The 26,782-nt window shown below is 63.8% G+C and carries 24 protein-coding genes and 1 tRNA gene; 7 read left to right on the top strand and 18 right to left on the bottom strand.

Going from position 1 to position 26,782, the window contains the following annotated elements; all coding sequences use genetic code 11:
• Nucleotides 1-42: 42 nt before the first annotated feature.
• The 3 genes from F0185_RS14350 to F0185_RS14340 all read right to left on the bottom strand — a co-directional run bounded on the left by F0185_RS14350 (nucleotide 43) and on the right by F0185_RS14340 (nucleotide 1,400).
• Nucleotides 43-639, bottom strand: coding sequence for an HAD family hydrolase (locus F0185_RS14350; protein ID WP_167225490.1), 597 nt, complete (start codon nucleotides 637-639; stop codon nucleotides 43-45).
• A 288-nt stretch (nucleotides 640-927) separates the two neighbouring features.
• Nucleotides 928-1,239 carry a hypothetical protein gene (locus F0185_RS14345; RefSeq protein WP_167225488.1) on the bottom strand — a complete coding sequence of 104 codons (312 nt, stop codon included), beginning with the start codon at nucleotides 1,237-1,239 and terminating at the stop codon, nucleotides 928-930.
• A gap of 85 nt (nucleotides 1,240-1,324) precedes the next feature.
• Nucleotides 1,325-1,400 (bottom strand) — tRNA-Arg (locus F0185_RS14340).
• Nucleotides 1,401-1,596: 196 nt separating this feature from the next.
• Here F0185_RS14340 and F0185_RS14335 point away from each other — a divergent pair.
• On the top strand, nucleotides 1,597-2,484 hold the full coding sequence (locus F0185_RS14335) for a c-type cytochrome (RefSeq protein WP_167225485.1): 888 nt from the start codon (nucleotides 1,597-1,599) through the stop codon (nucleotides 2,482-2,484).
• A 125-nt stretch (nucleotides 2,485-2,609) separates the two neighbouring features.
• On the opposite strand, the gene F0185_RS14330 is transcribed toward F0185_RS14335, so the two are convergent.
• Together F0185_RS14330 and F0185_RS14325 are read right to left on the bottom strand one after the other, a co-directional pair.
• On the bottom strand, nucleotides 2,610-4,652 hold the full coding sequence (locus F0185_RS14330) for a M13 family metallopeptidase (RefSeq protein ID WP_167225483.1): 2,043 nt from the start codon (nucleotides 4,650-4,652) through the stop codon (nucleotides 2,610-2,612).
• Nucleotides 4,653-4,721: 69 nt separating this feature from the next.
• On the bottom strand, nucleotides 4,722-6,971 hold the full coding sequence (locus tag F0185_RS14325; protein ID WP_167225481.1) for a TonB-dependent receptor plug domain-containing protein: 2,250 nt from the start codon (nucleotides 6,969-6,971) through the stop codon (nucleotides 4,722-4,724).
• A 406-nt stretch (nucleotides 6,972-7,377) separates the two neighbouring features.
• Between F0185_RS14325 and F0185_RS14320 the strand changes: the two genes are divergently transcribed.
• Entirely contained in the window at nucleotides 7,378-8,835 is a 1,458-nt protein-coding gene (locus tag F0185_RS14320) for a S41 family peptidase (protein ID WP_167225479.1), read from the top strand.
• 111 nt (nucleotides 8,836-8,946) lie between these two features.
• On the top strand, nucleotides 8,947-10,068 hold the full coding sequence (locus F0185_RS14315) for a beta-ketoacyl-ACP synthase III (RefSeq protein ID WP_167225477.1): 1,122 nt from the start codon (nucleotides 8,947-8,949) through the stop codon (nucleotides 10,066-10,068).
• A 167-nt stretch (nucleotides 10,069-10,235) separates the two neighbouring features.
• Here F0185_RS14315 and F0185_RS14310 read toward each other — a convergent pair whose 3' ends face one another.
• On the bottom strand, nucleotides 10,236-12,275 hold the full coding sequence (locus tag F0185_RS14310; protein ID WP_167225475.1) for an NADPH-dependent 2,4-dienoyl-CoA reductase: 2,040 nt from the start codon (nucleotides 12,273-12,275) through the stop codon (nucleotides 10,236-10,238).
• Nucleotides 12,276-12,523: 248 nt separating this feature from the next.
• Between F0185_RS14310 and F0185_RS14305 the strand changes: the two genes are divergently transcribed.
• On the top strand, nucleotides 12,524-13,015 hold the full coding sequence (locus tag F0185_RS14305) for an SRPBCC family protein (RefSeq protein WP_368737917.1): 492 nt from the start codon (nucleotides 12,524-12,526) through the stop codon (nucleotides 13,013-13,015).
• Nucleotides 13,016-13,024: 9 nt separating this feature from the next.
• Here the strand turns inward: F0185_RS14305 and F0185_RS14300 are convergent, their stop codons facing one another.
• The 11 genes from F0185_RS14300 to F0185_RS14250 all read right to left on the bottom strand — a co-directional run bounded on the left by F0185_RS14300 (nucleotide 13,025) and on the right by F0185_RS14250 (nucleotide 21,637).
• Complete coding sequence (locus F0185_RS14300; RefSeq protein ID WP_166891343.1) at nucleotides 13,025-13,480, bottom strand: hypothetical protein; 456 nt, start codon at nucleotides 13,478-13,480, stop codon at nucleotides 13,025-13,027.
• Between the two features lie 16 nt (nucleotides 13,481-13,496).
• The gene (locus F0185_RS14295) at nucleotides 13,497-13,955 is read right to left on the bottom strand and encodes a DUF2721 domain-containing protein (protein ID WP_167077931.1); all 459 of its coding nucleotides are present in this window, start codon (nucleotides 13,953-13,955) and stop codon (nucleotides 13,497-13,499) included.
• Nucleotides 13,956-14,019: 64 nt separating this feature from the next.
• Nucleotides 14,020-14,976, bottom strand: a complete 957-nt coding sequence (gene pip, locus F0185_RS14290) for a prolyl aminopeptidase (protein WP_167225473.1) — start codon at nucleotides 14,974-14,976, stop codon at nucleotides 14,020-14,022.
• A 59-nt stretch (nucleotides 14,977-15,035) separates the two neighbouring features.
• The gene (locus tag F0185_RS14285; RefSeq protein WP_167225471.1) at nucleotides 15,036-15,596 is read right to left on the bottom strand and encodes a hypothetical protein; all 561 of its coding nucleotides are present in this window, start codon (nucleotides 15,594-15,596) and stop codon (nucleotides 15,036-15,038) included.
• Nucleotides 15,577-16,596, bottom strand: coding sequence for a DUF1993 family protein (locus F0185_RS14280; protein ID WP_167225469.1), 1,020 nt, complete (start codon nucleotides 16,594-16,596; stop codon nucleotides 15,577-15,579). Before F0185_RS14280 ends, F0185_RS14285 begins: the two co-directional genes overlap by 20 nt.
• Nucleotides 16,589-17,305, bottom strand: coding sequence for an AAA family ATPase (locus tag F0185_RS14275; RefSeq protein ID WP_167225467.1), 717 nt, complete (start codon nucleotides 17,303-17,305; stop codon nucleotides 16,589-16,591). Before F0185_RS14275 ends, F0185_RS14280 begins: the two co-directional genes overlap by 8 nt.
• Before the next feature lies 1 nt (nucleotide 17,306).
• Nucleotides 17,307-18,011, bottom strand: a complete 705-nt coding sequence (locus F0185_RS14270) for a YuaM family protein (RefSeq protein ID WP_167225465.1) — start codon at nucleotides 18,009-18,011, stop codon at nucleotides 17,307-17,309.
• A gap of 86 nt (nucleotides 18,012-18,097) precedes the next feature.
• Nucleotides 18,098-18,838: an acetoacetyl-CoA reductase gene (phbB, locus tag F0185_RS14265; RefSeq protein WP_126073641.1), complete on the bottom strand. Its 741-nt coding sequence runs from the start codon at nucleotides 18,836-18,838 to the stop codon at nucleotides 18,098-18,100.
• A gap of 151 nt (nucleotides 18,839-18,989) precedes the next feature.
• Complete coding sequence (locus F0185_RS14260; protein WP_167225463.1) at nucleotides 18,990-20,168, bottom strand: acetyl-CoA C-acetyltransferase; 1,179 nt, start codon at nucleotides 20,166-20,168, stop codon at nucleotides 18,990-18,992.
• A gap of 65 nt (nucleotides 20,169-20,233) precedes the next feature.
• Nucleotides 20,234-20,563: a hypothetical protein gene (locus F0185_RS14255; RefSeq protein ID WP_167225461.1), complete on the bottom strand. Its 330-nt coding sequence runs from the start codon at nucleotides 20,561-20,563 to the stop codon at nucleotides 20,234-20,236.
• 165 nt (nucleotides 20,564-20,728) lie between these two features.
• The gene (locus tag F0185_RS14250) at nucleotides 20,729-21,637 is read right to left on the bottom strand and encodes a LysR family transcriptional regulator (protein ID WP_167225459.1); all 909 of its coding nucleotides are present in this window, start codon (nucleotides 21,635-21,637) and stop codon (nucleotides 20,729-20,731) included.
• 109 nt (nucleotides 21,638-21,746) lie between these two features.
• On the opposite strand from F0185_RS14250, the gene metE reads away from it, so the two are divergent.
• The gene (metE, locus tag F0185_RS14245) at nucleotides 21,747-24,047 is read left to right on the top strand and encodes a 5-methyltetrahydropteroyltriglutamate--homocysteine S-methyltransferase (protein WP_167225457.1); all 2,301 of its coding nucleotides are present in this window, start codon (nucleotides 21,747-21,749) and stop codon (nucleotides 24,045-24,047) included.
• A 26-nt stretch (nucleotides 24,048-24,073) separates the two neighbouring features.
• Here the strand turns inward: metE and F0185_RS14240 are convergent, their stop codons facing one another.
• Nucleotides 24,074-25,018, bottom strand: coding sequence for a hypothetical protein (locus F0185_RS14240; RefSeq protein ID WP_167225455.1), 945 nt, complete (start codon nucleotides 25,016-25,018; stop codon nucleotides 24,074-24,076).
• A 171-nt stretch (nucleotides 25,019-25,189) separates the two neighbouring features.
• Between F0185_RS14240 and minC the strand changes: the two genes are divergently transcribed.
• Both minC and minD read left to right on the top strand, forming a co-directional pair.
• Nucleotides 25,190-25,939 carry a septum site-determining protein MinC gene (minC, locus tag F0185_RS14235; protein ID WP_167225453.1) on the top strand — a complete coding sequence of 250 codons (750 nt, stop codon included), beginning with the start codon at nucleotides 25,190-25,192 and terminating at the stop codon, nucleotides 25,937-25,939.
• Nucleotides 25,940-25,966: 27 nt separating this feature from the next.
• Nucleotides 25,967-26,782, top strand: coding sequence for a septum site-determining protein MinD (gene minD, locus F0185_RS14230; protein WP_166875984.1), 816 nt, complete (start codon nucleotides 25,967-25,969; stop codon nucleotides 26,780-26,782).

The raw sequence follows: 26,782 nt of genomic DNA, 5'->3' as shown, positions 1-26,782 counted from the left end.
TCGGAAGCGGTCCGGCTGGCGATGTCGGCGCTGATCAGAAGCTCAACTAGTAGCTTTATGAAGTACGCCCGTCAAGTCCCTGATCGACACCGCCGCCTGCTCCGGGCTGGCGTTGCCGCGCCGGTCCAGATGCAAGGCGTGCAGGCCGGCTGCCGTGGCGCCCAGATAATCGCAACGCCAGGTGTCGCCCACCATCCACACTTCGTCGGGCGCCAGGTTCAACTGGTGGCACAGGGCGCGATAAAAGTCGGGATCGGGCTTGACATGGCCAACCTCGAACGACAGGCATGCGGTATCGATCAGGTCGCCAAGGAGGTCGCGGATCGGTTGGGCGTATGGCAGCGCCAGATTGGACGCCACGGCAGTATGAATGCCGCGCCGGCGCAGTTCGATGAGCACGGAGCGCGATTCGGGGTAAGGGGCGATCGACGCCAGCTCGGCCGCCAGGTCGCTGGCATGGCGGGGATCCGGCGCGACACCGCATGCGTGGGCAAATGCGGCCAGATCGACTGCGCCGACCATGGGCGAGCTGACCGAGGCCGCTGTCGACAGGCGCAGGATGGCTTCAAACGGCCGGCGTTTGTCACCGATCTCCACCAGCGTGCCGAAGGCATCGAACGCGACCGCCTTGATTGCCATACGATGCTCCCCTTTGTACGAAACCGCGACCCCGGCCTGGAACCGAATGAGACATTCGCAAGCATCGGCTTCCCTTGGCTAATGCCTTTGAAATAACATCATATTCCGGACTTGCAGAATCAGGCAAGGGAAGCAAGAACGGGGGAATTGAAAGTCATCTTTCCCTGCAGGCTCAAGCGTTGTCGCTGTGTGGGTCGGCGATTTGGCCTGGCCGAGCCGATCGCCAGAGATGGTCGTGCTCTCCCATTTCCCGAACATGGCCGAACAAGCCCCACCTGCGGCGGGCGATCACAGCGCGACTGCGAGCCCCCAATCAATGAGGTCCCGAACGCCCTGCGGGGTCAAGACACGATCCTCGCCCTCGAACCTTGGACAGGCTGTGCGAACATCCGGCGCGCCGCGACCGCGAGAGATCACAGCGGTTCGACTGTCATCGGGCTGATGAAGTCCATAGCGCACGAACAGCGCTTGGTCCACCGCTGCGACGCTCACCTGAACGCCATCAAACCAGCTCTGATCGTAGTGTTCAAACATGCGCCACAGATACACGCGCTCATTGACGGAGATGCGACGCTTGCCTTTTGCGCTGATTGCCATCATGTCCTTTGCGGATATACGGTGCCGACACGAGCGCAGCAACGCGCAGCATCGCAATCGCCAAGCTGTTGATTTGATTGAAGATGGTTGGTGCGGCTGGCGGGGATCGAACCCACGACCCTTGGCTTCGGAGGCCAATACTCTATCCACTGAGCTACAGCCGCGCTGAGGAAAATCGAACGTGAGGCGAAGGATACCGTTTTTTCTGGCACCGCGTCCATGGAAAGTGTCGCGTTACAGGGAATTTGCGTTCCATAAGAGGTGCTTTGAGTCTATAATCGCGGGTTTGGCGAGTATTTGCAAGTTCATCATGCGAACACGACCGGCCGGCAGCTTTTTGAATATTGTACTAAGGACATCATGAGCGACGCACACAACGAACACGAATCCGCGATCCGGACACCCAAGCAGCTCGTCGCTGCGGTTGCCGGCTTCTTCCTGGTCACTGTCATCGGCATCATTCTGCTCGTGACGTTCGTGACGACGACCAAAACCACGGGCGCCGGCACCGAAAGCCAGAAAGCCGAAGCGGTCGCCGCACGCCTGCGTCCGCTGGCCGACGAAGGCTTCACGCTCAAGGATGTCAACGCACCGAAGATTTTCCTCGCTGGCGACGCCGTGTACACGGCTAACTGCGCAGCCTGCCACGCAACGGGCGCAGCTGGTGCGCCGAAAATGGGCGATCCCGGCGCATGGGGCTCGCGTATCTCTCAAGGCTACGATACCTTGGTCAAGCACGCGATCGACGGTATCCGCGCGATGCCTGCCCGCGGCGGCAACCCGGACCTCGATGATGTCGAAGTAGCGCGCGCGGTCGTGCACATGGCGAACCAGAGCGGCGCCAAATTCAAGGAACCAGCAGCCCCGGCAGCAGCAGCGCCGGCGGCAGCGCCTGCCGAAGCAGCGGCGCCGGCGCCAGCCGAAGCAGCCGCACCAGCACCTGCTGCGGCCCCGGCCCCAGCGGCGGCAGCACCGGCCGACGCGCCGAAACTGGCCGCCGATACAGGCAAGACCATCTATAACGCCTCATGTGTCGTTTGCCACGGCGCAGGTATCGCCGGTGCGCCGAAGTTCGGCGACAAGGCCGCCTGGGCCGCACGCATCGCCCAGGGCGCACCATTGCTGTATGAGCACGCACTCAAGGGCTACATCGGCAAAGCCGGCGCCATGCCTGCCAAAGGCGGTTCGTCGGCCTCGGATGATGAAATCAAGGCCGCGGTCGATTTCATGGTTGCCGCAGCCAAGTAAGCGTCCAGCGTTCTACCGAAACCGCTCGTTCAGGGCGGTTTTTTTTCGCCTGGAGATATCCACCCACAACCTGGCGTACAAAAAAAGGGCCACTCGCGTGGCCCTCATCATCTCATCTCACGACATTACCAGATCGTGACCCGCTCTTTCGGCGGCAGGTACATCTTGTCGCCTTCCTTCACGCCGAACGCTTCGTAGAAGGCCGGCTGGTTCATCATGGTGCCGTTGGCGCGGAACTGGCCCGGCGAATGCGGATCGGTCTTGACCTGCACGATCTGCTGCGCTTCACGCATCTTCATGCGCCATACCTGCCCGAAGCCCATGAAGAAACGCTGGTCGCCGCTCAGGCCGTCGATCACCGGCGCCGCTTTGCCTCCCAGCGACAGCTTGTAGGCCTTGTAGGCGATCGCCACGCCCGAGTTGTCGCCGATGTTCTCGCCCAGGGTCAGCTCGCCATTGACGTTGTAGCCCTTGAGCGGGCTGTAGCCGCTGTACTGCTTGACCAGCATGTCGGCCTTGGCCTGGAACTTGGCGCGGTCTTCCTTGGTCCACCATTCGCGCAGGTTGCCGTCGCCATCGGACTGGCTGCCCTTGTCATCGAAGCCATGGCTGATCTCGTGGCCGATCACCGCGCCGATGGCGCCGTAGTTCACCGCGTCGTCAGCGCGCATGTCGAAAAACGGCGGCTGCAAAATCGACGCCGGGAACACGATTTCGTTCATCGTCGAGCTGTAGTAAGCGTTCACTGTCTGCGGCGTCATGCCCCACTCTTCGCGGTCGATCGGTTTGCCCAGCTTGTTGATGCTGCGGTTGTAGGCAAATGTGCGCGCGCGCATCATGTTGCCGACCAAGTCATCCTGCTTGACCGTCAGCGCCGAGTAATCGCGCCATTTGCTCGGATAACCGATCTTCGGGCGGAACTTGGCCAGCTTGGCCTGGGCTTCTTTCTTGGTTTCCGGACCCATCCAGTCGAGCGTGTCGATGCTCTCTTTGTAGGCCATCAGCAGGTTCTGCACCAGCTCTTCCATGCGCGCCTTGCGCTCGGCCGGGAAATGCTTGCCAACGTATTGCTTGCCGACCGCTTCGCCCAGCACCGTGTTGACGGTCGCAACGCCGGTCTTCCAGCGCGGTTCATTCTCCGGCACACCCTTGAGCACGGTTTCAAAGAAAGCGAAATCGGCGTCGACGAACTCTTTCGACAGGTATTCGGCATAGCTGCTCAGCAGATGCCATTCGAAATACGATTTCCAGGTCGCCAGGTCGGTTTTTTCCAGCACCTGGTTAAAGCCGGACAGGTAGCTCGGCTGGCCGACGATGACGTAGTCGACCTTGCCCGCGATATTGGCCGCGCCCAGCGCGTTCTTCCAGTCGTAGGCGGGGGTCAGCTCGCCCAGCTTGGCGAGCTCGACCTTGTTGTAGCGCTTGACCGGGTCGCGCAGGTCGACCTTGCTCCACTGCACTTCGGCCAGCGCGGTTTCCAGCGCCAGGATGCCCTTGGCTGCGGCGGCCGCATCTTTATGGCCGGCCATGCCCAGCGTTTTCTCGATGTGGCGCTCGTACTTGGCGCGCACCTCGGAGAGCTTGGTATCGTCTTTTTTCAGGTAATAGTCGCGGTCCGGCAAGCCCAGGCCGCTCTGGCTGATGTAGGTGGCGTAGCGCGTCGATTCGCGGCTGTCCTGGCCCACGTAGATGCCGTACGGCGCGCTTACGCCGATTTGCGACAGGTGCGCGATCAGGGCCGGGATGGCTTTCTTTTCACGCAGCGCGCGGATGCGCTGCAATTCGCCGGCCAGCGGCTTGTAGCCGAGCTTTTCCAGCTTGGCTTCGTTCATGTAGCTGGTGTACAGGTCGCCGATTTTCTGGGCTTCGCTGCCGGCTTTCTTGTTCTTCTCGGCCTGGGCGGCTTCGATCAGGGTGCGCAGTTGCGGCAAGGTGTCGTCGCGCAACTGGGCGAAGGTGCCCCAGCTCGACTTGTCGGCCGGGATGTCGGTCTTTTTCAGCCACACGCCGTTCAGGTAATTGAAGAAATCGTCCTGCGGACGCACGCTGCTGTCGATGTATTGCATGTCGATGCCGGAAAGCGGGCCGACGGGTTTTACCGGTTCGGCGGCGCTGGCAAACGCGGCCGCCAGGCTCAGGGTCAGGGTGCTCAGGAGATAACGTTTCACGGGTGGGTGTCCTTATGGGGCAAGTAATGATGGGGCAAGTGAAAAATGGCTTGTGGCCACAGTCGAATACTATAACTTCATTTCGAGGCGCACGGTCCAGGTGGTGTAGGTGCGGCTGGCTGCGTCCGACGATTGCGCGATACCGCCCTTGGTGACCGTGCGCCCGGACAGGTAGTCGTCGTTCAGCAGGTTGTTGGCGGAAATGCGCAGCTGGGTGGCGGGGCTGAACTTCCACAATCCGTAGACGTCGAACTGGCGTTTCACGCCGATGGTGGCCACTTCGTCGGCGCTGGTGCGCACCAGAATTGCCGGGGTCCAGTTGTAGCTGCCGCCGAGCGTCATCGGCACCTCTTTCAGGCGCCAGTCGAGGCCGAGGTTGGCGGTCTGCCTGGCTTGCTGGTCGAGCCGGTTGTCGGGGCCGGGAATGCCGTCCACGCTCGACCAGAAGCGGCTGTAGTTCGAGCGCAGGTCGATAGTCGGGGCGTTGGCCACCAGGTCGGCCAGCTGGAACTTCGCTTCCAGTTCGATGCCGCTGGTGCGCGCGCTGCCGATGTTCGACGGGCTCGACAGCCAGCGCGGACCGTCCGGGGTGTCGCGCAGGGTCAGTTCGCGCCGCATCAGGTTGTCGATCTTGCGGATAAACCCGCTGGCGCTGAGGATGCCGCCCTTGCCGAGGTAATGCTCGTAGGCCAGGTCGATGCCCTGCGCCAATTCCGGCTTGAGGTTGGGGTTGCCGGTGCGGTCGGGACGGGTCGCGCTGTTGAGCTGCGAGTACGTCGGCACCGCGATCAGGTCGTTCAGCTGGGGCGCGCGGTAGCTCTGCGTCAGGCTGGCGCGGACCTGGTCCTTGTCATGGCCGGGAATGCGCCAGACCGAGTGCAGCACCGGGCTCCACACGCTGCTGTTGTTGCGCACGTCGCGCCCCTGGTTGGTGGCGCTGGTGCGGATGCCTTCCCAGCGCAGCCCGACATAGGCCGACCATTGCGGCGTGATGTCCCACTCGTCCTGCACGTACGTCGCCACGCGGCGCGTGTCGGCCGTCATGCTCGATCCCGATTCGGCGAACTGGGCGCGGCCGTTGACCAGCGCCACCGTGCTTTGCTCGCGGTGGCCGCCTTCGACCTCCCAGCCGGCCGCCAACAGATGGCCCTTGGCCAGCGGCGTGCTGTACTTGCCGCCGCTGTTCAAGCTATGGTTGCGCGAGGTATCGACGTCGTTGAAGTAATCCTTGAGCGCGCCATTGTCGGCGTACTGATTGCGCAGCGAGGTGCTTTCGCTGCGGCCGGCGCCGAAGCCGAACTTGACGTCGAGCTTGGCGCCGGCGTCCATCCGGTGCAGCCAGTTGCCGAAGCCGCGCAACATGGTCATCGACGAGCGCGAGTCGGCCAGCGCCAGCGCGTATTCGCGTTGCGGCGGGCCGATGCGCTGGGTCAGCAGGCTGTCGCTGTTGCCTTCGCTGCGGTTATGGATCAAGAACGGCTGGAAATTGAGCGTGTCGCCATTGTCGAATTTATACGACAGGCGCGGGGTCAGGTGCAGCGAGCGCGCACTGCGGCTGCTATGGGCGTCGACTTGCTGGTCCTTGAGGAGCAGGCCGGCCGGATCCGCATCGTCGTAGGTGGTGACGCTCTCGTCATACTGGCGGCTGGCGCCGACCGAGCCGCTCATCAGCCAGGTCAGCGCGCCCGCCTTGCCGGGCATGGTGAGCGACACGTTGGGGCCGTGGCGGCCGTCCTCGATGCTGTCGGACAGCTTGAGCTGGATATCTTTTTGCTGGTAACCCTCGCGCAACACCACGTTGATGGTGCCGGCGATGGCCTGGGTGCTGTGCTCGGCCACCGGGCCGCGCATGACTTCGATGCGTTCGACCTGGTCGGGCGAGAGCGATTCGAGCGAAAACCCGGCCGGCGGGCGCTCGCCGTTGACCAGCATTTGCGTGTAGCCGTTGCCCAGGCCGCGCATGCGCGCTCCGCCGCCGCCGCGTCCCGGCGGGCCGCCCATGGTCACGCCGGGCAGGCGCTTGAGGATTTCGCCGACGCTGCTGTCGCCGTTGCGGTCGAGTTCCTCGCGGCCGAACACCATCTTGGCGGCGGTCGACAGGCGGCGCGATTCGGTATCGTCGGCGCGGCTACCGTTGATGGTGACCGCGGTCACGCCGGCTGCGGGCTTGGCCGCTGGCGCCGGGCCGGCCTTGGCAACCGGTGCGACGGGCAGGTCCGCCGACACGGCCGGAGGCACGGCGGACGTTTCCTGCGCATGGACGGAGCAAGCGCTACCGGCAATCAGGGCGGCGCAAGTAAAAGGAATCAGTTTGCTCATCGAGGGTTCAGTGGTGGATCAGGCTGGCTGGACGGCAACTGTTGGCGCGTCACGTGGCTCGCGATGATCGCATTCTAGCCCCTGCATTCCGGGGGGAACCGTCGGGCATGGTTTTTTTACTTTTCGATACACAACCCCACCCCGGTGTCAGGTCTCTTAAGCAAACACCATAAGGACAGCGGTTTTCATATCTGCCAGTTATATAAGGTGCTTGCTTCGGCGCGATTTTCGGCGCACCCCGCCGATTACTGCGCTGACATTCGGACACGGCCTCGACATCTGGGTTTGCGCTACAGCCGGGATCGTGTACGAATGTCAGACCTGACACCGCCTTCGGGGGTTATACTGGATTCGTGCCAGCTCATCAGGTGAACTGGCGCCTTTTCTTCGCATCGTAGGTGACATCATGGGCTCTACCCTCAAAAACTCCGGGCTGCTCAGCCTGGGCGCCATTGCCGGCGTGGCTATTTCGATGCAGTTTTCGGCACTCGCGCAAAAGCCGGTCGAGCAAGGCATGCCGCTCGAGGAGTTGCGCCAGCTGTCCGAGGCCTACGATCTGATCAAAAACGATTATGTCGAACCCGTTTCCGACAAAAAACTGCTGACCGAGGCCCTGACCGGCATGGTGGCCTCGCTCGATCCCCATTCAGCCTATCTCGACAAGAAAGCCTATCGCGACCTGCGCGAAGGCACCCAGGGCAAGTTCGTCGGCCTCGGCATCGAAATTGCCCAAAGCGAAGAAGGCTTCATCAAGATCGTGGCCCCGATCGAGGATTCGCCGGCCTGGCGCGCCGGCATCAAGGCGGGCGACCTGATCACGCGCATCAACAACGAGGCCATCCAGAACCTGGGCATCGACGAAGCCATCAAGAAGATGCGCGGCGAGCCGATGACCAAGGTCACCTTGACCCTGCAGCGCAAGGATGTGCCGCTGCCGCTGGTGATGACGATCATGCGCCAGGAAATCATCCAGAAAAGCGTCAAGGGCAAGATGATCGAGCCGGGCTACGCCTGGTTGCGCATTTCGCAATTCCAGGAGCCGACCGTGGACGACATGGCGGCCCGCCTCGCCGCCCTGTACCAGCAGGATCCGGGCCTGAAGGGCCTGGTGCTGGACCTGCGCAACGATCCGGGCGGCTTGCTGCAGGGCGCCATCGGCGTCTCGGCCGCGTTTTTGCCCAAAGGCGCAGAAATCGTCTCGACCAACGGCCAGCTGGCCAACTCGCGCCAGAGCTACCTGGGCACGCCCGAGTTCTACACCTTGCAGGGCAACGGCGACGCGCTGGCCAGGCTGCCGGCCGCGCTCAAGACGGTGCCGATGGTGGTGCTGGTCAACACCGGCTCGGCCTCGGCCTCCGAAATCGTGGCCGGCGCGCTGCAGGACTACAAGCGCGCCGCCATCCTCGGCAGCCGCACGTTCGGCAAGGGCTCGGTGCAGACCATCAAGCCGCTCGGCAGCGACACCGCCGTCAAGCTGACCACGGCGCGCTATTACACCCCGGCCGGGCGTTCGATCCAGGCGCGCGGCATCATTCCCGACTTTTTGGTGGACGAAAACGCCGATGGCGATGGCTTGAACGGCTTTCGCATGCGCGAGGCCGACCTGGAAAAACACCTGTCGAACGATCGCGACAAGGAAAGCGCGGCCAGCACGCGCGAGCAGCTCGAGGCCCAGCGCCGCCTGCTTGCGCTCGAGCGCAAGCGCAAACCGCTCGAATACGGCGGCGCCGACGACTTCCAGCTGGCGCAGGCCATCAATCACCTCAAAGGCTTGCCGGTGCAGCTGGCCAAGGCGGCCATGGCGGAGCGACCGCCGGTGGCCCAGGCCACGCCCTCGCCCGCGCCCGCCAACAAAGCAAAATAAGCGCCGGCCGCCGCGTCCCCCCGCGCTTTTCTCGCCAGCGCCAATCTCATTGTGTAGAATCGTCGGCACCTGCCGGGTCATGCCCGGCTTACCCTATTTGAAAGCTCCACCATGAAACAAGTCGTCATCAGCGGCACGGGCCTGTTCACGCCGCCCCATTCGATCTCCAACGAAGAGCTGGTTGTCGCCTTCAACGCCTACGCCGAGCTGTACAACGCCGAGCACGCCGCTGCCATCGCGGCGGGCGAGCTGACGGCCATCGAAGGCTCGAGCGCGGCCTTTATCGAAAAAGCCTCGGGCATCAAATCGCGCTATGTGATGGAAAAAACCGGCATTCTCGATCCGGCGCGCATGACGGCGCGCATTCCCGAGCGCGCCGACGAGGTCATCTCGCTGCAGGCCGAAATCTGCGTGGCGGCGGCGCTGCAGGCGCTGGACCGGGCCGGACGCACGGCGGCCGACATCGACATGGTGCTGGTCGCCTGCAGCAACATGCAGCGCGCCTACCCGGCCATGGCGGTCGAGGTGCAGGAAGCGCTGGGCATCGACGGCTTCGGCTTCGACATGAACGTGGCCTGTTCCTCGGCCACCTTCGGCATCCAGACGGCGATGGCGGCGGTGCAAAGCGGCCAGGCGCGCGCGGTGCTGGTGCTCAATCCCGAAATCACCAGCGGCCACCTGAACTTCCGCGACCGCGACAGCCACTTCATTTTCGGCGACGCCTGCACCGCGATCGTGATCGAAGCGGCCGACACGGCGACCAGCGCGCACCAGTTCGAGATCCTGGAGTCGAAGCTCAAGACCAAATTTTCGAACAACATCCGCAACAACTTCGGCTTCATGAACCGTTTCGACGAATCGGGCATGGGCAAGCCGGACAAGCTGTTTCGCCAGCAGGGCCGCAAGGTGTTCAAGGAAGTGTGCCCGATGGCGGCCGAGATGATCCGCGAGACGGTCACCAACGCCGGGCTGGAAGTGGCGCAGGTATCGCGCTACTGGCTGCACCAGGCCAACCTGAACATGAATTTGCTGATCACCCGCATGCTGCTCGGGCGCGACGCCGAGCCGCAGGAAGCGCCGGTCATCCTCGACACGTACGCCAACACCTCGTCGGCCGGTTCGATCATCGCCTTCCACAAGTACCAGGACGATATGCCGAGCGGCTCGCACGGCGTGATTTGCTCGTTTGGGGCGGGGTATTCGATCGGGTGCGTGGTGGTGCGCAAGAAGTAAGTAAAACACCGCGCTGCATGCCCTGATCCCCGTGCATCATGAACCGTCGCCCCCGCACAGGCGGGGGTCCATAGCACCGATGCGCACGGATGTCATGGTTCCCCGCCTGCGCGGGGACGACGGCTCTACATCGTGGGACGAAACCCGATTGCGGCATTGACCGTCGCTTACAGCCGCGCCGCCAGTTCCGCACCTTCCTTGATGGCGCGCTTGGCATCGAGTTCGGCCGCCAGCGCCGCCCCGCCGATCTTGTGGAACACCGGCCCGCCCTGCGCCGCCGCCCCCTCTTCCGGCATCAGCTCCGTCAAACTGTCCTGCCCCGCGCAGATGATCACATTGTCGACCGCGATCAGGCGCTCTTCCCCGTTCACCGTGACATGCAGCCCGTGATCGTCGATCTTGTTGTACGTGACCCCCGCCAGCATCACCACGCCATTCCTGCTCAAGGTCGCGCGGTGCACCCAGCCGGATGTCTTGCCCAGCCCCGCTCCCAGCTTGGATGCCTTGCGCTGCATCAGGAACAGCTGGCGCACCGGTTCGGCCGCGTGCGGCGCCACCAGGCCGCCGCTGGTGGTCGCTTCCAGGTCCACGCCCCACTCGCCGGCCCACTCGGCCACCGGCAACGGCAAGGGGTGCGCCGGGTTGTGCAGCAAATACTCGCCTACGTCAAACCCGATCCCGCCCGCGCCGATGATCGCCACGCGCTTGCCCACCGGCGCCTTGTTCTGCAACACGTCGATGTAGGACAGCACCTTGGGATGCTTGATCCCTTCGATCGGCGGCATGCGCACCTTGATCCCGGTGGCGACGATCACGTCGTCGAAACCACCGGCCAGCAGCGCCTCGCGCGTGATCCGTTCACCCAGGCGCACGGTCACGCCGGTCAGCTCCAGCTTGCGCGAAAAATAGCGGATCGTTTCGGCGAATTCTTCCTTGCCCGGGATTTGCATGGCGATCTTGAATTGCCCGCCGACCGTGTCGCTCGAATCGAACAGGGTCACCGCGTGCCCGCATTCGGCCGCCACGGTCGCCGCCGACAAGCCCGCCGGGCCGGCGCCCACCACCGCCACCTTGCGCGCGCGGCGCGTGGGCGCGTACACCAGCTCCGTCTCGTGGCAGGCGCGCGGGTTCACCAGGCAGCTGGCGCGCTTGTTCGAGAAGGTGTGATCGAGGCAGGCCTGGTTGCAGCCGATGCAGGTGTTGATCTCGTCGGCCCGCCCGGCCGCCGCCTTGGCCACGAACTGCGCGTCGGCCAGGAATGGGCGCGCCATCGACACCATGTCGGCGTCGCCGCGCGCGATGATGTCGTTCGCTTCGAACGGCATGTTGATGCGGTTCGACGCCACCACCGGAATCTTTACCTCGCGCCGCAGGCGCCCGGCCACGCTGGCAAAAGCGGCGCGCGGCACCGAGGTGACGATGGTCGGCACGCGCGCTTCGTGCCAGCCATACCCCGTGTTGAGGATGGTGACGCCGGCGCTTTCCAGCGCATGCGCCACCTTGACCACCTCGTCCCAGGTGTTGCCGCCTTCGACCAGGTCGAGCAGCGAGTGGCGGTACATGATGATGAAGTCCGTACCGACCGCCAGGCGAATCCGCTTGATGATCTCGATGGCCAGGCGCATGCGGTTCTCGATGCTGCCGCCCCAGCGGTCCTGGCGCAGGTTGGTGCGCGCGCACAGGAACTGGTTGAGCAGGTAGCCTTCGCTGCCCATCACTTCGATGCCGTCGTAGCCGGCCCGTTTGGCCAACCTGGCGCAGCGCGCGTAGTCGCGGATGGTCGCTTCGATCCCGGCTTCGCTCAGCGCACGCGGCTTGAACGGCGAAATCGGCGACTTCACGTTCGACGCCGACACCACCAGCGGCTGGTAGCCGTAGCGCCCCGAATGCAGGATCTGCATCAGGATCTTGCCGCCCTCCTCGTGCACCGCCTTCGTCACGCGCCGGTGGTTGATCACGTCGCCCGCGAAATTGAGGGTGCCGCCGAACGGCAGCAGCCAGCCCTGGCGGTTGGGCGAGATGCCGCCGGTGACGATCAGCCCCACGCCACCCCTGGCGCGCTCGCGGTAGAACGCGGCCAGCTTGCCGTAGTTGTAGAAGCGGTCTTCCAGCCCGGTGTGCATCGACCCCATGATGACGCGGTTGCGCAGGGTCATAAAGCCGAGGTCCAGGGGCGCGAGCAGGTGGGGATAAGGTTGGTTTGTCATGGTCGGTTGGGTGGAGGCGTAAAGACGGAGCGTCGGCACTGCATGTCGAGACGACATTACAACCTACTTCTGTAGATGCCGGGTTCTAATCTTTGGCCGGCCCGCCGACCCGCTATCGCGCGCACGCTTGAGCGTGCCTGCTTGTCAGGCCCGCCGCTTTCCCGTAGGCTGGGTCCATGTTTCCGCGAATCCTATTTTGTTGCCTTCTCGCCTGTTCCGAGCCCGTCCTGGCCCAATCCAGGCTGGAGGTGACGGTCAAGCGTGTCGACGTGGCCGACCAGCATGTGTTCGAGGTCGCGTCGAGCGGCGAGGTACGCGCGTCGCCGGCCGCCGTATGGAAGGTGCTGACCAATTACGACCGCATGTCCGAGTTCGTGCCGGACCTGAAAACGTCCAAGGTCCTTTCGCGCACCGGCAACAAGGCCATCATCGAGCAGTTCGGGGTGGCCAGCTTTTTGTTCATCCGGCGCGATATCCACCTGATCGTGCAGGCCAGCGAAGAGCCGATGACGGCCATCGACATCAGCCTGGTCACCGGCGACATGCGCGTCTACCAGTGCCGCTGGGAGCTGGTGCCGGTGCCCGAGACGGGCGGCACGCGCATCGTCTACAGCGGCAAGCTGGTGCCGAAGTTCTACGTGCCCGGCATGCTGGGGGCGAACATCATCCGCTCCGACATCGAGCGCATGATGAAAGCGGTGCTGGCGCGGCTCGAACGGGGCGACAGTCCCGGTAACTGAGGCAGGTAACTAGGCCTGGTAGCTGTGCGGCTCGCGCAGTTCGGCGAAGGTTTCGATGCTGCCGATCTTGACCGTCACGGGATTGAGACTCATTTGCGGCGCCATGGCGCGCCAGGCGAACTGCCACTCGCGTTCTTCGGCTTCGGCGCTGCTCTTGGTGAAGGCCGCGCCCAGGGCCGCGCGCACGCCGTATTCGACGGCGCCGTCGATGCCGGCCCAACTTGGCAGGGTGCGCTGCACGGCGCGGTGCAGGCGCTCGCCGAATTCCTCGCTATTGTGGATCACCAGGCAGCAGTCGGCCGGCGAAAACACGTCGAACAGGGCTTTGTCCCAGGCCTGCGAAAACGACAGGGTCAGGCAGTTGTTGACCGGGACCAGGCGAAACTGCCCCAGGGTCAGCGCGGCTTCCAGTTCGGCGCGCGGCGCGTAGCGGTACAGGGTCGGGGGACGTTGATAATCGTGCATAAGAAAATTCAATCTGTTAGTGTGGATTCGGCAGGGACCCGGGCGGACGCACGTGCCTGCGCGAACGCAGCGTCTTGGACGCGACAAAAATTTCGACCAGCAGGTACACGAAGGCGCCGATCAGGCACAGCATCGCGATCACGAACAGGCCGGCGATATACTGGTCGAGCGGGACGTTGGTGGTATCGCCCAGGAACAGCAGCGCAATGACCAGGCAAATGAGCAGGCCGCAGGCGGTGCTCAGTGCAATGGCGTAGTTAATCAGGTGCCAGCGCCGGTACAGCACATCCAGTTCGTCCATGTAGGCGTCCTGGTAGGCGATGTCGAGGCGATCTTCCAGCACGCGCGAGCGGTCGATGATGCGCGCCAGGCGGTTGGTCAGCACCATCAGGTTGGTGCATACGCCGGTGAGCAGGAACACCGGCGCAATGGCCAACTGGATGACGTGGCCGATATCGGTGAGCTGGAGGTTCATAGGGCGCTAAAATAGTGGTTATGCATGCACAGCCGCTAGTGTAGCAGGGCCACCCCCGCCGTCGCTAATCGAAGCGCCCGCTGCGCTTGAACTGCTCGGTGGCGCCCACCAGCGCCCGGGCGATGCCCGCCTCCAGCGCGCCATGGCCGGCGTCGGCCACCATGCGCAGGCGCGCACCGGGCCAGGCCTGGTGCAGGCGGTAGGCCGACAGCGGCGGGCAAATGACGTCGTAGCGGCCCTGCACGATCACGCACGGCAGGTGCGCGATGCGGCCGACGTCCTGCACCAACTGGTCTTCGCGCAAAAAGCCGCCGTTGGCCATGTAGTGCGATTCGAGCCGGCCCACGCCCAGATCGAGCGTGTCGGAGGCGGTGTCTTCCGGCTGCGGCAGCAGGAACACGCGCCGTCCTTCGAAGCGGCTCCAGGCGCGCGCCGCCGGCCAGTACACGGCCGGATCGTCGCACAGCATGCGCGTGGTGTAGGCGGTGAGCAGGTCGGCCCGCTCGGCTTCGGGAATCGGGGCCACGAATTCGTCGTACAGCTCCGGGTAGAACCAGCGCACGCCGTGCAGGAACCAGTCCACTTCGGCGGCGGTGCACAGGAAAATCCCGCGCAGGATAAAGCCGAGGCAGCGCTCGGGATGCGCTTCGCCGTAGGCCAGCGCCAGGGTCGAGCCCCACGAGCCGCCGAACACCAGCCACTTGTCCACGCCGAACTGCGCGCGCAGGGTTTCGATATCGTCGATCAGCAGTTGGGTGGTGTTGTCGCGCCACTCGCCCAGCGGGGTCGACTTGCCGGCGCCGCGCTGGTCGAACAGGATGATGCGGTACTGCTGCGGGTCGAAAAAGCGCCGGTGCTGGGGCGACAGGCCCGCGCCCGGCCCGCCGTGCAGGAACAGCACGGGGATGCCTTTCGGGTTGCCCACTTCCTCCCAGTAGATGGTATGGACCGCATCGACTTGCAGCATGCCGTGCCGGGTCGGCTGGATCGGCGGGAACAGGCAGGTCGGGATAGCGGGCATGGGAGTCCTCTTATGGTTGACAGTCGATTGTAGCGCACTGGCGCGGAGCGGCCGCCGCTTCAGCAGGCGCCCTGCCACGCTTGCGCGGCCAGCTGCTGTACCGCGGCCAGGGCGGCTTTCAGATCGCCGCCGGCGTGCCGCTTCCACAGGACGGCGGCGGCCGGGAATTTACGCTCGCCGATCAGGGCGCCGATTTGCTGCCGCACGTCCGCCTCGAGCATGCCGTATTGACGCAGCTCGGGAGAACGCGGCTCGCCCGCGCGCCCGCTCGGGTCGCGCTCCATCAGGCAGGAATGCAGCTCGGGCAGCGGCTGCGCCACGCCGGCGGCGTGCACCAGGCTTGCAGTCAACCGGACCTCGGGCGCCGCATCCGGCGCCAGATGCTCATCGGGCCAGTCGATCAGTTGCGCCACGTTGTAGATGGTGTCGACCTGCGCCTCGCGGATGACGTCCACCAGGTCGTGCGGGTCGACGCCGGCAGCGAGCAAGCGCGCTACCGCGCCGCCCTGGCGCCGCAGCGCTTCCGGCGCGGCTTCGTCGATCACGGTGCTCCACAGGCCGCGCAGCAGCAGTTCGTGCAGCAAAGCCGCCGGCGAACGGTCAAGCATTGGTGTAGACATGAAACCCGTCAAAATCGGCCTTGCCGATCGCAACGCCGTTCTGGCGCAGGATGGCGTAAGCGGCGGTCAGGTGAAAAAAGAAGTTCGGCAGCGCGTACTGCAGCAGGAAGGGCTGGCCGGGCAAGGTGACCAGGGCTTCGCCGGCGCGGTCGCTGAACATGCGGCTGGCGGCGCCGTCGAACTGCGCGGGCGTGAGCGCGTCCAGGAAACCGAGCACGAAGTCGATGCGCTGGCCGAGGCCCTTGTAGGTCGCCGGGAACTTGCCGCTGTCGCGCAGCGCGCTGGCGGGAAAGGCGCCGCTGTCTGACAAGGTGCTGCCGGCCAGAGGGGCGCAGGCGCGCACGGCGAAATTGGCCGCCACCTCGGCCTGCACCGCCAGGGTCAGCATGCCCGGCGCCAGGCGCGCTTCCAACAGCGCGGGGCCTTGCGGATGCGCTTCGGCCAGCGCCAGCATGGCGCGCAGCCGGCCCAGGTAGCGCCGGAACACCGGCACGCTCGCTTCGTACAGATTGTCGGTCGCCGCAGGCGCCTCGCGCAGGCGTTGCAGCGAATACTGGACTTCGATATCGTCTTTCATCTTGCCGCGCTCCCATCCCTGCGATTCGTAAAAGATGTCGGCGCGCGTGTCGGCGCCGGTCGAGAGCACGATCTGCTCGTGCCCCTGTGCGAACAAATCCTCGACCGCCAGCGCCAGCAGGCGCTTGCCGATGCCCTGCCCTTCGCGCGCCGGGTCGATGAACAGCGCCCAGATCGACCCTTGTGCGCGGTCGGCGCTGGCAAAGCCGGCGATGACGCCGTCGTCCTCGCACACCCAGCTGCGGCCCACGCCATCCAGATAGTCGCGGTACATGGCGGTGGTGATGCGGCCCGCATCGCGCAGGCGGTTTTCGGTGACGGCCAGGCGAATGGCCGACATGGCGGCGATGTCGGCAACGGTGGCGAGCCTGAAGGTGAGCGTGGAGGTGGTATTCAAGTCGGTGGTGTTCCTGTGGTCAGTCATCGGCAAGCAGTTGCTTGAGGCGCTGCGGATAGTGGTTGAGAAAGTCGCGCGTCACCGCAAAGTGTTCGGTGTCCTCAAACGCCACTTCAGTGATGCCGCTGCCGTCGAACTGCAGGATTTTGGCGTTCGGGTACGACAGCAGGATCGGCGAATGGGTGGCGATGATGAACTGGCAGTCCTGCTTGACCAGCTGGTCGATGGCTGACAACGCGGCCAGCTGGCGATTGGGCGAGAGAGCCGCCTCGGGCTCGTCGAGCAGGTACAGGCCGCCAGCGGAAAACTCCAGGATCACGTCCATGAACGCTTCGCCGTGCGAACGGGTGTGCTTCGATGGCTTCAGGCTGCCGACCTCGTCGATGTAACTGAACACGTTGAACAGGCTTTCGGCACGCAGGAAGTACGACCAGGCCGGTTTGCGGAAGCTCTTCACGAGTTTCAGGCAGCCATGCAGCGATGACACATCCTGCTGCGCGCGATGAACGTTGCGGCTGCCGCCTTCGCTGGGCAGGCCCATCGCCACGGCAATCGCTTCGAGCAGGGTCGACTTGCCGGCGCCGTTTTCACCGACGAAAAAAGTCACGTCGGCGTGCGGCTCGATCACCCCCATGTCGCGCACGGCGGGAATAGTGAAGGGATAGCTGTCGAAATCGATCTCGGCTTCATCAGCGATCGAAATTTCGCGTATATAGGGTTTGACGCTGAGGGCCATGCTAATCTCGCGTAGACAATTGCAGCTTGAGGACTTCAAGCTGATAAACGTATCGCTGCACCTGGAAGTTCAGGATAACCGCGCCAGTGATTGTGCCCATGCCAAATACAAAGAGCAAAAACAGGGCAGTGCCGGGAAAATAGGCAGGATCAGCCCAATCGGCACGAAAAAGTGATGTCCGCCAAGGTACTTCTTTATAAACCGCCCAAGCACCTGCCAGTAGTACCAACAATGCCAGCTTGTCTGTGCCGCCAACGAAGGATTTGATTCGCTCACGCGCACGATTGGTCCTCAATTCCAGGAACTCGCAGGCGCGCTTCAAGTCTTTTTTGTCGAATTGGTCCAACTGTCCGGCCTGGCCAAGATCCCATTGAAGTTCCGACACGAAGCCACGCCACAGGCTGCGCTTGAGTGCGACAGCCCAGCACATCACTTCAACGGCCAGTGCCCCCAGGCAAAGAAAGAGCATGAACAGGGTTCCAAGCGTCAATCCGCGCACAATGTCCACTTCCAATCCGGAAAGTGGCGAGCGAAACTGATGCCATGCGAGAAACAGCAATGCAATCGCGAACAGCCCCAGCGCAAGCAGAAAGCTGTAGCGCAAGATACGGTGCGCCAGCAATTCTAATCGGGTACGACTATTTTTCTTGCGAACCGGCGTGAAGGTATCGGCAATCGCAAGAATATCAAATGCAGTACTGCTCATTAACCGCCTTTGCGTAACTACAATTTCAAGAAAAAAAGCACCACCCCGCGGGCAGTGCTTTTTGATGATGCCAACGCCAGCGGCGATCAGGACATGTGCTGTCCGCCGTTGATGGCGATGTTAGCGCCCGTCACAAAAGCGGCTTCGTCCGACGACAGGTAGGCGACCAGGCCGGCGACTTCTTCCGGCTTGCCCAGGCGCGCCATCGGAATTTGCGGGATGATCTTGGTGTCGAGCACTTCTTTCGGGATTTCCATGACCATCTTGGTGCCGATGTAGCCTGGCGAGATGGTGTTGACGGTCACGCCCTTGCGCGCCACTTCCAGCGCCAGCGCCTTGGTGAAGCCGTGCATGCCGGCCTTGGCGGCCGAATAGTTGGTCTGGCCGAAGGCGCCCTTCTGCCCGTTCACCGACGAGATGTTGATGATGCGGCCCCAGCCGCGCTCGACCATGCCATCGCACACCGGCTTGGTCATGTTGAAAACGGAGTCGAGGTTGGTCGCCATGACGGCGTCCCAGTTCGGCTTGTCCATTTTCTTGAACGTCATGTCGCGCGTGATGCCGGCGTTGTTGACCAGCACGTCGATCAGGCCGACTTCATCCTGGATCTTGGCCACGCAGGCTTGCGCCGAATCGTAGTCGGCCACGTCGCACTCATACGCCTTGAAGTCGTAGCCCATGTCCTTGGTGGTCGCCAGCCATTCGGCGACCTTTTTGTTACCAGGGGAATACGTGGTGACGACCCGATACCCGAGAGCGGCCAGTTTGAAACAGACCGCCTCGCCCAAACCGCCCATACCGCCGGTCACTAATGCAACTCTAGCCATGTTGTCTTCTCCTGTTTTTGTACACCAACTCCAACCAAATCGCGGGGGCGGGATTGGAACCGCCCTTGCTCCGCTCGAGCGCCGCCGGGTCGTGCCCCGCTGCGCTCATTGTCGCTCCGTGTCACGCCATTGCGCTTGCGCGCAACGAGGTTCAGTCGCGTTCTACTGCCAAAGCAACTCCCATGCCGCCGCCGATGCACAGGCTGGCCAGCCCGCGCTTGGCGTCGCGGCGGATCATTTCGTGCAGCAAGGTCACCAGCACGCGGCAGCCCGATGCACCAATCGGGTGCCCCAGTGCAATTGCACCGCCGTTGACGTTGATCTTGCTGGTATCCCAGCCCATTTCTTTGTTGACGGCAACCGCCTGTGCGGCGAAGGCTTCGTTAATTTCCATCAGGTCCACGTCTTCGTGGGTCCAGCCGGCTTTTTGCAGGCACAGCTTGGTCGCCGAGACCGGGCCCATGCCCATGATGGACGGGTCCAGCCCGGCCGAGGAATAGGCCTTGATGCGCGCCAGCGGCTTGAGGCCCAGTTCCTTGGCCTTGGACGCGGACATCATGATCACGGCGGCGGCGCCATCGTTCAGGCCCGACGCATTGCCGGCCGTAACCGTACCAGCTTTGTCGAAAGCGGGGCGCAGGCTGGCCAGCGATTCGAGCGTGGTGCCGTGCTTCGGATACTCGTCGGTGTCGAACACGATGGTGCCCTTCTTGGACACGATTTCGAAGGGAATGATTTCATCCTTGAACTTGCCAGCCTTTTGCGCGGCCTCGGCCTTGAGCTGCGATTGCAGCGCGAATTCGTCCTGCTCGGCGCGCGAGACTTCATACTTCTTGGCGACGTTTTCGGCCGTGACGCCCATGTGGTACTGGTTGAAGGCGTCCCACAGGCCGTCGACGATCATGGTGTCGACCAGCTTGGTGTCGCCCATGCGGAAACCGTCGCGCGAGCCGGGCAGCACGTGCGGCGAGGCGCTCATGTTTTCCTGGCCGCCGGCGATGATGATGTCGGCGTCGCCGCACTTGATGGCCTGGGCCGCCAGGTGGGTGGCCTTCAGGCCGCTGCCGCAGACTTTACCGACGGTGAACGCCGGCACCATGTCGGGCAAGCCGGCCTTGAGGGCGGCCTGGCGCGCAGGGCCCTGGCCGGCGCCGGCGGTGAGCACCTGACCGAGGATGACCTCGTTCACTTTGGCCGGATCGAGGTCGATCTTGGCCAGCAGGTGCTTGATGACGTGGGCGCCCAGTTCGGCGGCGGGGATTTTCGCGAGTGCGCCGCCAAATTTACCGACTGCGGTACGGCCAGCGGCCACGATTACGACGTCTTCCATGTGAATCTCCGATGTGCTGTGTTCTGGCGCTGTGGCCAGTGGGGTTTCAAGTGAGCGGCCCGGCACTAGGCTTGCCCTTCGGCGAGCGCGGTGCCGGCCGCCGTTCCAGAGGCTGCGCCGGCGGGCGGCGCGGCCAGCTGGGGCCGACCGAAAATTGCAAACTGCCATGCATCGCGCGGAACCGGGGTCAGCCAGTTGCTGGCGCCGCCCGCGCATTGCCACTGCCGGATGGCGACGGTGGCGGTGGCAAGCAGGGTTCTTATCGAATCGACATTGACTTGCGTCGCGGACACACCCGCATCCATGGCTGCGTGGACGCTGCGTTGATACATGCCCGCTTGGGTGTCGAACAGTTCCCGCATGGAGCGGAAAAATGGGTCGGAACTTGAAAACATGGTTTCCCTTTTCGGATGGACAGGCTTTGACAGCTCACAGCGTGACAAAGTCCTCCATCTTAGTTTCCAGGTTCCGTTCGAGTTTGAGCAAAATCAATCTTATCAGCTTATTTACTAAAAACAATCGGGGATTGCCGTGCGGCCGCAAATTACCCCGCTTGAATATCAGCTAAGCAGGGTGATGCCGTCCAGGGTGCGCGCGCATTGTTCGCGGATTACCCCGACGAAGTCGCTCACGTAGGCCTTGGCCGCCAGCGCCGGCGGCACCGATACGAACAGGTCGCTCCACAGGCCGAACTCGCCCACCGGGCGCGACAGCACGTAATCGTAATCGACGTAATTCTTGATGGCCCAGTTGGGCAGCGCGGCCAAGCCGCGCCGGCTGGCGACAAGCTGGAGGATGGCCACGGTCAGCTCGGCCGTGCGGCGCTCGAAGCTCACCTTGGCGGGGCGCAAGACCTCGCGGATCAGGTCGATCCGCTCTTCCGGCACCGGGTAGGTGATCAGGGTTTCGCCCTCGAAGTCGGGCGCTTCCAGGCGGCGCTGGGTGGCCAGGCGGTGCTTCTGGGCCAGCACCACCAGGATTTCGTAGCGGAACAGGGGGAACACGGTGTACTCCGGCCCGCCGGCCGAGCCGATCACCAGGTCGGCCTGGCCGCTGCGCAGCAGGTCGATCGGCTCGCTGTGAAAGCCCGACACCAGGTCGATCTCGACGTCGGGCCAGCGCTGGCGGAAGGCGTCCATCACCGGCATCAGCCAGTCGAAGCAGGTGTGGCATTCGAGCGCCACGCGCAACTGGCCGCGGTCGCCCTGCGACAGGCGCGCTACGTCGCGTTCGGCCTGCTCGACCTCGGGCAGCACCTGGTCGGCCAGCTGCAACAGGCGCATGCCGGTGGCGGTAAACGCGATCGGCAGCGACTTGCGCTCGAACAGGGGTGCGCCATAGCGCTCTTCCATCAGCTTGACCTGGTGCGACAGGGCCGATTGCGTCAGGTTCAGCAGTTGGGCGGCGCGCACCAGGCTGCCGGAGGAGCGCAAGGCGGTCAGCGTGCGCAGATGTCGAAGTTCTAGCATGGTCTCGATCAATGAAAATTTTTCATGCGGAACTGCAAAAGGTTTCGTTTTGATTATATGACACTTTGCCGCAAACTTTACACACCAACAATGAAATCTCGATGACATCATGAAAACGCTGCACACCCACGTACTTGGCTTTCCCCGCATCGGCGCGCGGCGCGAACTGAAAACCGCCCTCGAAGCCTTCTGGCGCGGCGAGCTCGACGAAGCCGCGCTGGAAGCGGCCGGCGCCGCCCTGCGCGCGCGCCACTGGGCCTTGCAGGCCGACGCCGGGCTGGAACTGGTAACGGTGGGCGACTTCGCCTTCTACGACCAGGTTGCCAGCCACATCCAGCTGTTCGGCTGCGAACCGGCGCGCTTCGGTTTTGATGAGGCGGCCACGCCGCTGACGCGCTATTTCGCCATGGCGCGCGGCGAGCGCGGCGGGCACACCGATTGCTGCGCCCATCCGCATGCTGGACAACATAGCGGCCACGCGCTCGACATGACCAAGTGGTTCGACACCAACTATCATTACCTGGTCCCGGAATTCGGCCCGGAGACAGCCTTTACGCTGGCCGGCGAACGCCTGCTGGCCGAAGTGGCCGAGGCGCAAGCGCTCGGGCACCGGGTCAAGGCCACCCTGATCGGCCCGCTCACCTTCCTGTGGCTGGGCACGGCGCGCGAAGACGGTTTTGATCGCCTGAGCCTGCTCGAAAAACTGCTGCCGGTCTACACGACCCTGTTGATGCGCCTGAAAGCCCAGGGGGTGGAATGGGTGCAGGTGGACGAACCGATCCTCGGGCTGGACTTGCCGCAGGAATGGCGAAACGCCTTCGAGATCGCCTACTGGCTGCTGGCGCAGTCCGGCGCGCGCATCATGCTGGCGACCTATTTTTCGCCGCTGGAAGAAAACCTCGGCCTGGCCTGCCGCCTGCCGGTGGCCGGCCTGCATGTGGACGGCGTGCGCGCGGCGCATGAGCTCACCAGTGTGTGCGACTGGCTGGCCCTGCCCAAGGTGCTGTCGGTCGGCATCGTCGACGGGCGCAACATCTGGCGCACCGACCTCGACGCGGCCATCGCCGTGCTCAAGCCGCTGCTGGACAAGCGCGGCGAGCTCTGGCTGGCGCCCTCGTGTTCGCTGCTGCACGTGCCCCTGAGCCTGGCCAACGAAAGCGCGCTCGACCCCGAGGTGCGTTCATGGCTGGCGTTTGCCACCGAAAAGCTCTCTGAGCTGGCAACCCTGAAAGCCGCGTTGCGCGGAGCCGCTGCGCCGCAGTTGGTGGAGGCACGCGCCGCGATTGCCAGCCGCGCCCGCAGCACCCGCGTCCACAGCGACGCCGTCGCGGCCCGGGTGCAAGCCTTGCCGGGCGACGCAGACCGGCGCGGCGCCCCGTTTGCCGCGCGCCAGGTGGTGCAGCGCGCGCGCTTGCGGCTGCCGGCGTTTCCCACCACCACCATCGGCTCGTTTCCGCAGACGGCGGCGATCCGCGCCGCGCGCGCCGCCTTCCGTCGGGGCGCCCTGCCGCTGGCCCAGTATCAAAACGCGATGCGGGCCGAAATCGCGCACGCGGTGGCGCGCCAGGAAGCCATCGGGCTCGACGTGCTGGTGCATGGCGAAGCCGAGCGCAACGACATGGTCGAGTATTTCGGCGAACAGCTCGACGGCTTCGTGTTTACGCAGCACGGCTGGGTGCAATCGTACGGCTCGCGCTGCGTTAAGCCGCCGGTGCTGTATGGCGACGTGGCGCGCCCGCGCGCGATGACGGTCGACTGGGCCGTGCATGCGCAAAGCCTGTCGGCGCGCCCGGTCAAGGGCATGCTGACCGGGCCGGTGACCATCCTCCAATGGTCGTTCGTGCGCGACGACCAGCCGCGCGCGCTGACCGCCTTGCAGATCGCGCTGGCGATGCGCGACGAAGTGGCGGACTTGCAGGCGGGGGCCATCGGCATCATCCAGATCGACGAACCGGCCCTGCGCGAAGGCTTGCCGCTGCGGCGCGCGCGCTGGGACGATTACCTGGCGTGGGCCACGCGCGCGTTTCGCATCACGGCCGGCGCGGCGCGCGACGACACCCAGATTCACACGCATATGTGCTACGCCGAGTTCAACGACATCCTGCCGCAGATCGCCGCGCTCGATGCCGACGTGATCACCATCGAAACGAGCCGCTCGGACATGGCGCTATTAGATGGCTTTGGCAAGTTCCGCTATCCGAACGAGATCGGGCCGGGGGTGTACGACATTCATTCGCCGGCGGTGCCGGGCACGGACGCCATCGAGCGCCTGTTGCGCAAGGCGGCGCAGGTGATTCCGGCGGCTAATTTGTGGGTCAATCCGGATTGCGGGCTGAAGACGCGCGGCTGGGCCGAGACCGAGGCGGCGCTGGTCAACATGGTGGCGGCGGCGCGGCGCATGCGGGCCTGAGGCGGCGCTTGCGGTAAGGCGTCGCATCAAAGCCGGATCTCGGGATAGGCGCCAAACCAGAAGGCGAGCGCTTCCTTGTTAACCCCATCGGCGCCGGTCCAGAAATCGACCGGGTAGGCCCAATCGGATTTGTGCGATTTCGATGGCGCAAGCCCGGGATTGGTGTAGTGCGTCAGGTAGCCTTTGTGTTTCTCGGTCTCCAGAATGCCGGCGATACCCAGCGCTTCCAGCAAGACCCTGCACTGGTGGACGCTCGCCTTGAAACCGTCGATTTTTTTCAGGGATCGGTGCACTTCCGTCGGTTTGGTCTGCGCCTCGAGCGAGCGCAAGGTATCGAGAATCGCGTTGAAAATGCGGAAATCCTCCGCCGTGGGCGCCTGGCGGGCGAGTTGTACATGTTGAGCGAGGTAAAACTGGATCACCTCCGGCGTTTTCAGCAGGCCGATCGATCCGGCGCTGTGGCGATCCACATTCAAGTCGGTGGCGTCCATCCCACTATAGATATCGTAGCCGGAACAAACGGCGCAAAAGCGCGGCGCGGACGATTGCGTGAAGCCGTGATCGGGCATGCTCTGCATCATGGCAAAGGGCGCGAGGCCGCTGCGGTAATCAAGGCGCCCGCTCGAGAAGCTCGACAGGAAAAGATCGGTCACGTGCGACTTCTGGCATTGCTTCGCGTACTCGACACAGCGATGAACCGCTTCATCATGCTCGATGTCGACCGGATCGAAGGCCAGGCCCTGCTGTTTCAGGTAAGCGAATTGCTCGTCGCTGGTGACCCCGCGCGCGTCGATCCAACGCTGTTCGTATGCCTCCAGTGGATGTTCAGAACGGGCAATCGCCTGCGACAGGCTGCTATATTTCGATAGCAATTTCAGCGCTGTTTTGTCGACCGGCTTATTCACGATGGTTCCTTTCAGTGTACCGCACGCTTGTACCACATCCTCCCCGAGCGGGGGATTAAGGGCCATCGAGACTACACCAATTATTCGCCCGGCATGAATGACGCATGCCTCAAAACCGGTTTGAAGTTGCCTCGCGGAACATGCGGGACAACCCTCCCCTAACCGCAATTTTCACAGTAGAATGCACGAGCCTGCGCCACTTTGGGCGGTGATCCGCCCATCCCTCACGACTCGTCTATGCTCAAAAGCCCGTCCCAACTGCCTATCGAAATCAAGATCTCCACCGTGGTGGCGATCTCCACGATTCTGTACTCGGCCGACCCGCTGGCGATCGATGCGGCGCTCAAGCAGATGACGGGCGGCTCGGCCGATTTCTTCGAAGACGAATTCGCCGTGATCGATATCAGCGCCCTGGCCGAGAACGCGCCGCGCATCGACTGGGACAAGATGGTCACCTTGCTCAAAAAATACCACCTGAACGCGGTGGCCGTGCGCGGCGCCCCGGCGTCCATGCACGAGGCGATCCGCGCGCGCGGCCTCTCGCTCGACGACGGCGCCAGCGGCGACAAGGCGCGCAGCGAAGCGGCAGCGCCGGCAGCGACCATCCCGGCGCCCGCCCCGGCCACAGCCATCGTCGCGCCCGGCACCATGATCATCGACACCCCGGTGCGCGCCGGCCAGCGCGTATATGCGCGCGGCGGCGACCTGATCGTCACGGCGGTGGTCAACAACGGCGCCGAAATCATCGCCGACGGCAGCATCCATATTTACGCGTCGCTGTTCGGACGCGCCCTGGCCGGCGCCTCGGGCAATGCCGACGCGCGCATCTTCGCCATGGCGATGCAGCCCGAGCTGGTCTCGATCGCCGGCGTCTACCGCACGTTCGAAGATGGCTTCGCGCCGCAGCTGGCGCGCCAGCCGACGCAAATCCGCTTGATCGGCGACCGCATCGATATACTGTCGATCAGTCCGGCCTCCCGCGTTTAAATACCAGATACGAAAAAAGGACCCCCTGTGGCAAGAATTATTGTTGTGACTTCCGGCAAGGGTGGCGTCGGCAAGACGACCTCCAGCGCCAGCTTTTCTACCGGCCTGGCCATGCGTGGCCACAAGACCGCCGTGCTCGACTTCGACGTCGGCCTGCGCAATCTCGACCTGATCATGGGTTGCGAACGGCGGGTCGTCTACGACCTGATCAACGTCATCAATGGCGAAGCCTCGCTCAACCAGGCGCTGATCAAGGACAAGCATTGCGACAACCTGTTCATCCTGCCAGCCTCGCAGACGCGCGACAAGGATGCCTTGTCGGAAGAAGGCGTCGAACGCGTGCTGCACGACCTGATCAACATGGGCTTCGAATACATCATCTGCGATTCGCCCGCCGGCATCGAGCATGGCGCGCTGATGGCGCTCACCTTCGCCGACGAAGCGATCATCGTGACCAATCCGGAAGTGTCGTCGGTGCGCGATTCGGACCGCATCCTCGGCATCATCCAGGCCAAGTCGCGCCGCGCCCAGACCGGCGCCGAGCCGGTCAAGGAACACCTGCTCATCACGCGCTACTCGCCCAAGCGGGTCGAGAACGATGAAATGCTGTCCTACCAGGACGTGCAGGAAATCCTGCGCATTCCCCTGGTCGGCATCATTCCCGAGTCCGAATCGGTGCTGCACGCATCGAACCAGGGCAATCCGGCGATTCATTTCAAGGGCACCGACGTGGCCGAGGCCTACGAGGACGTGGTCTCGCGCTTCCTCGGCGACGATGTACCGCTGCGCTTTACCAGCTATGAAAAACCAGGCATATTCCAGCGCATCTTCGGAGTAAAGTGA

Source organism: Massilia rubra (assembly GCF_011682065.1).
Lineage (GTDB): Bacteria > Pseudomonadota > Gammaproteobacteria > Burkholderiales > Burkholderiaceae_D > Telluria_A > Telluria_A rubra.
This window is presented reverse-complemented; position numbering and strand designations above follow the sequence as displayed.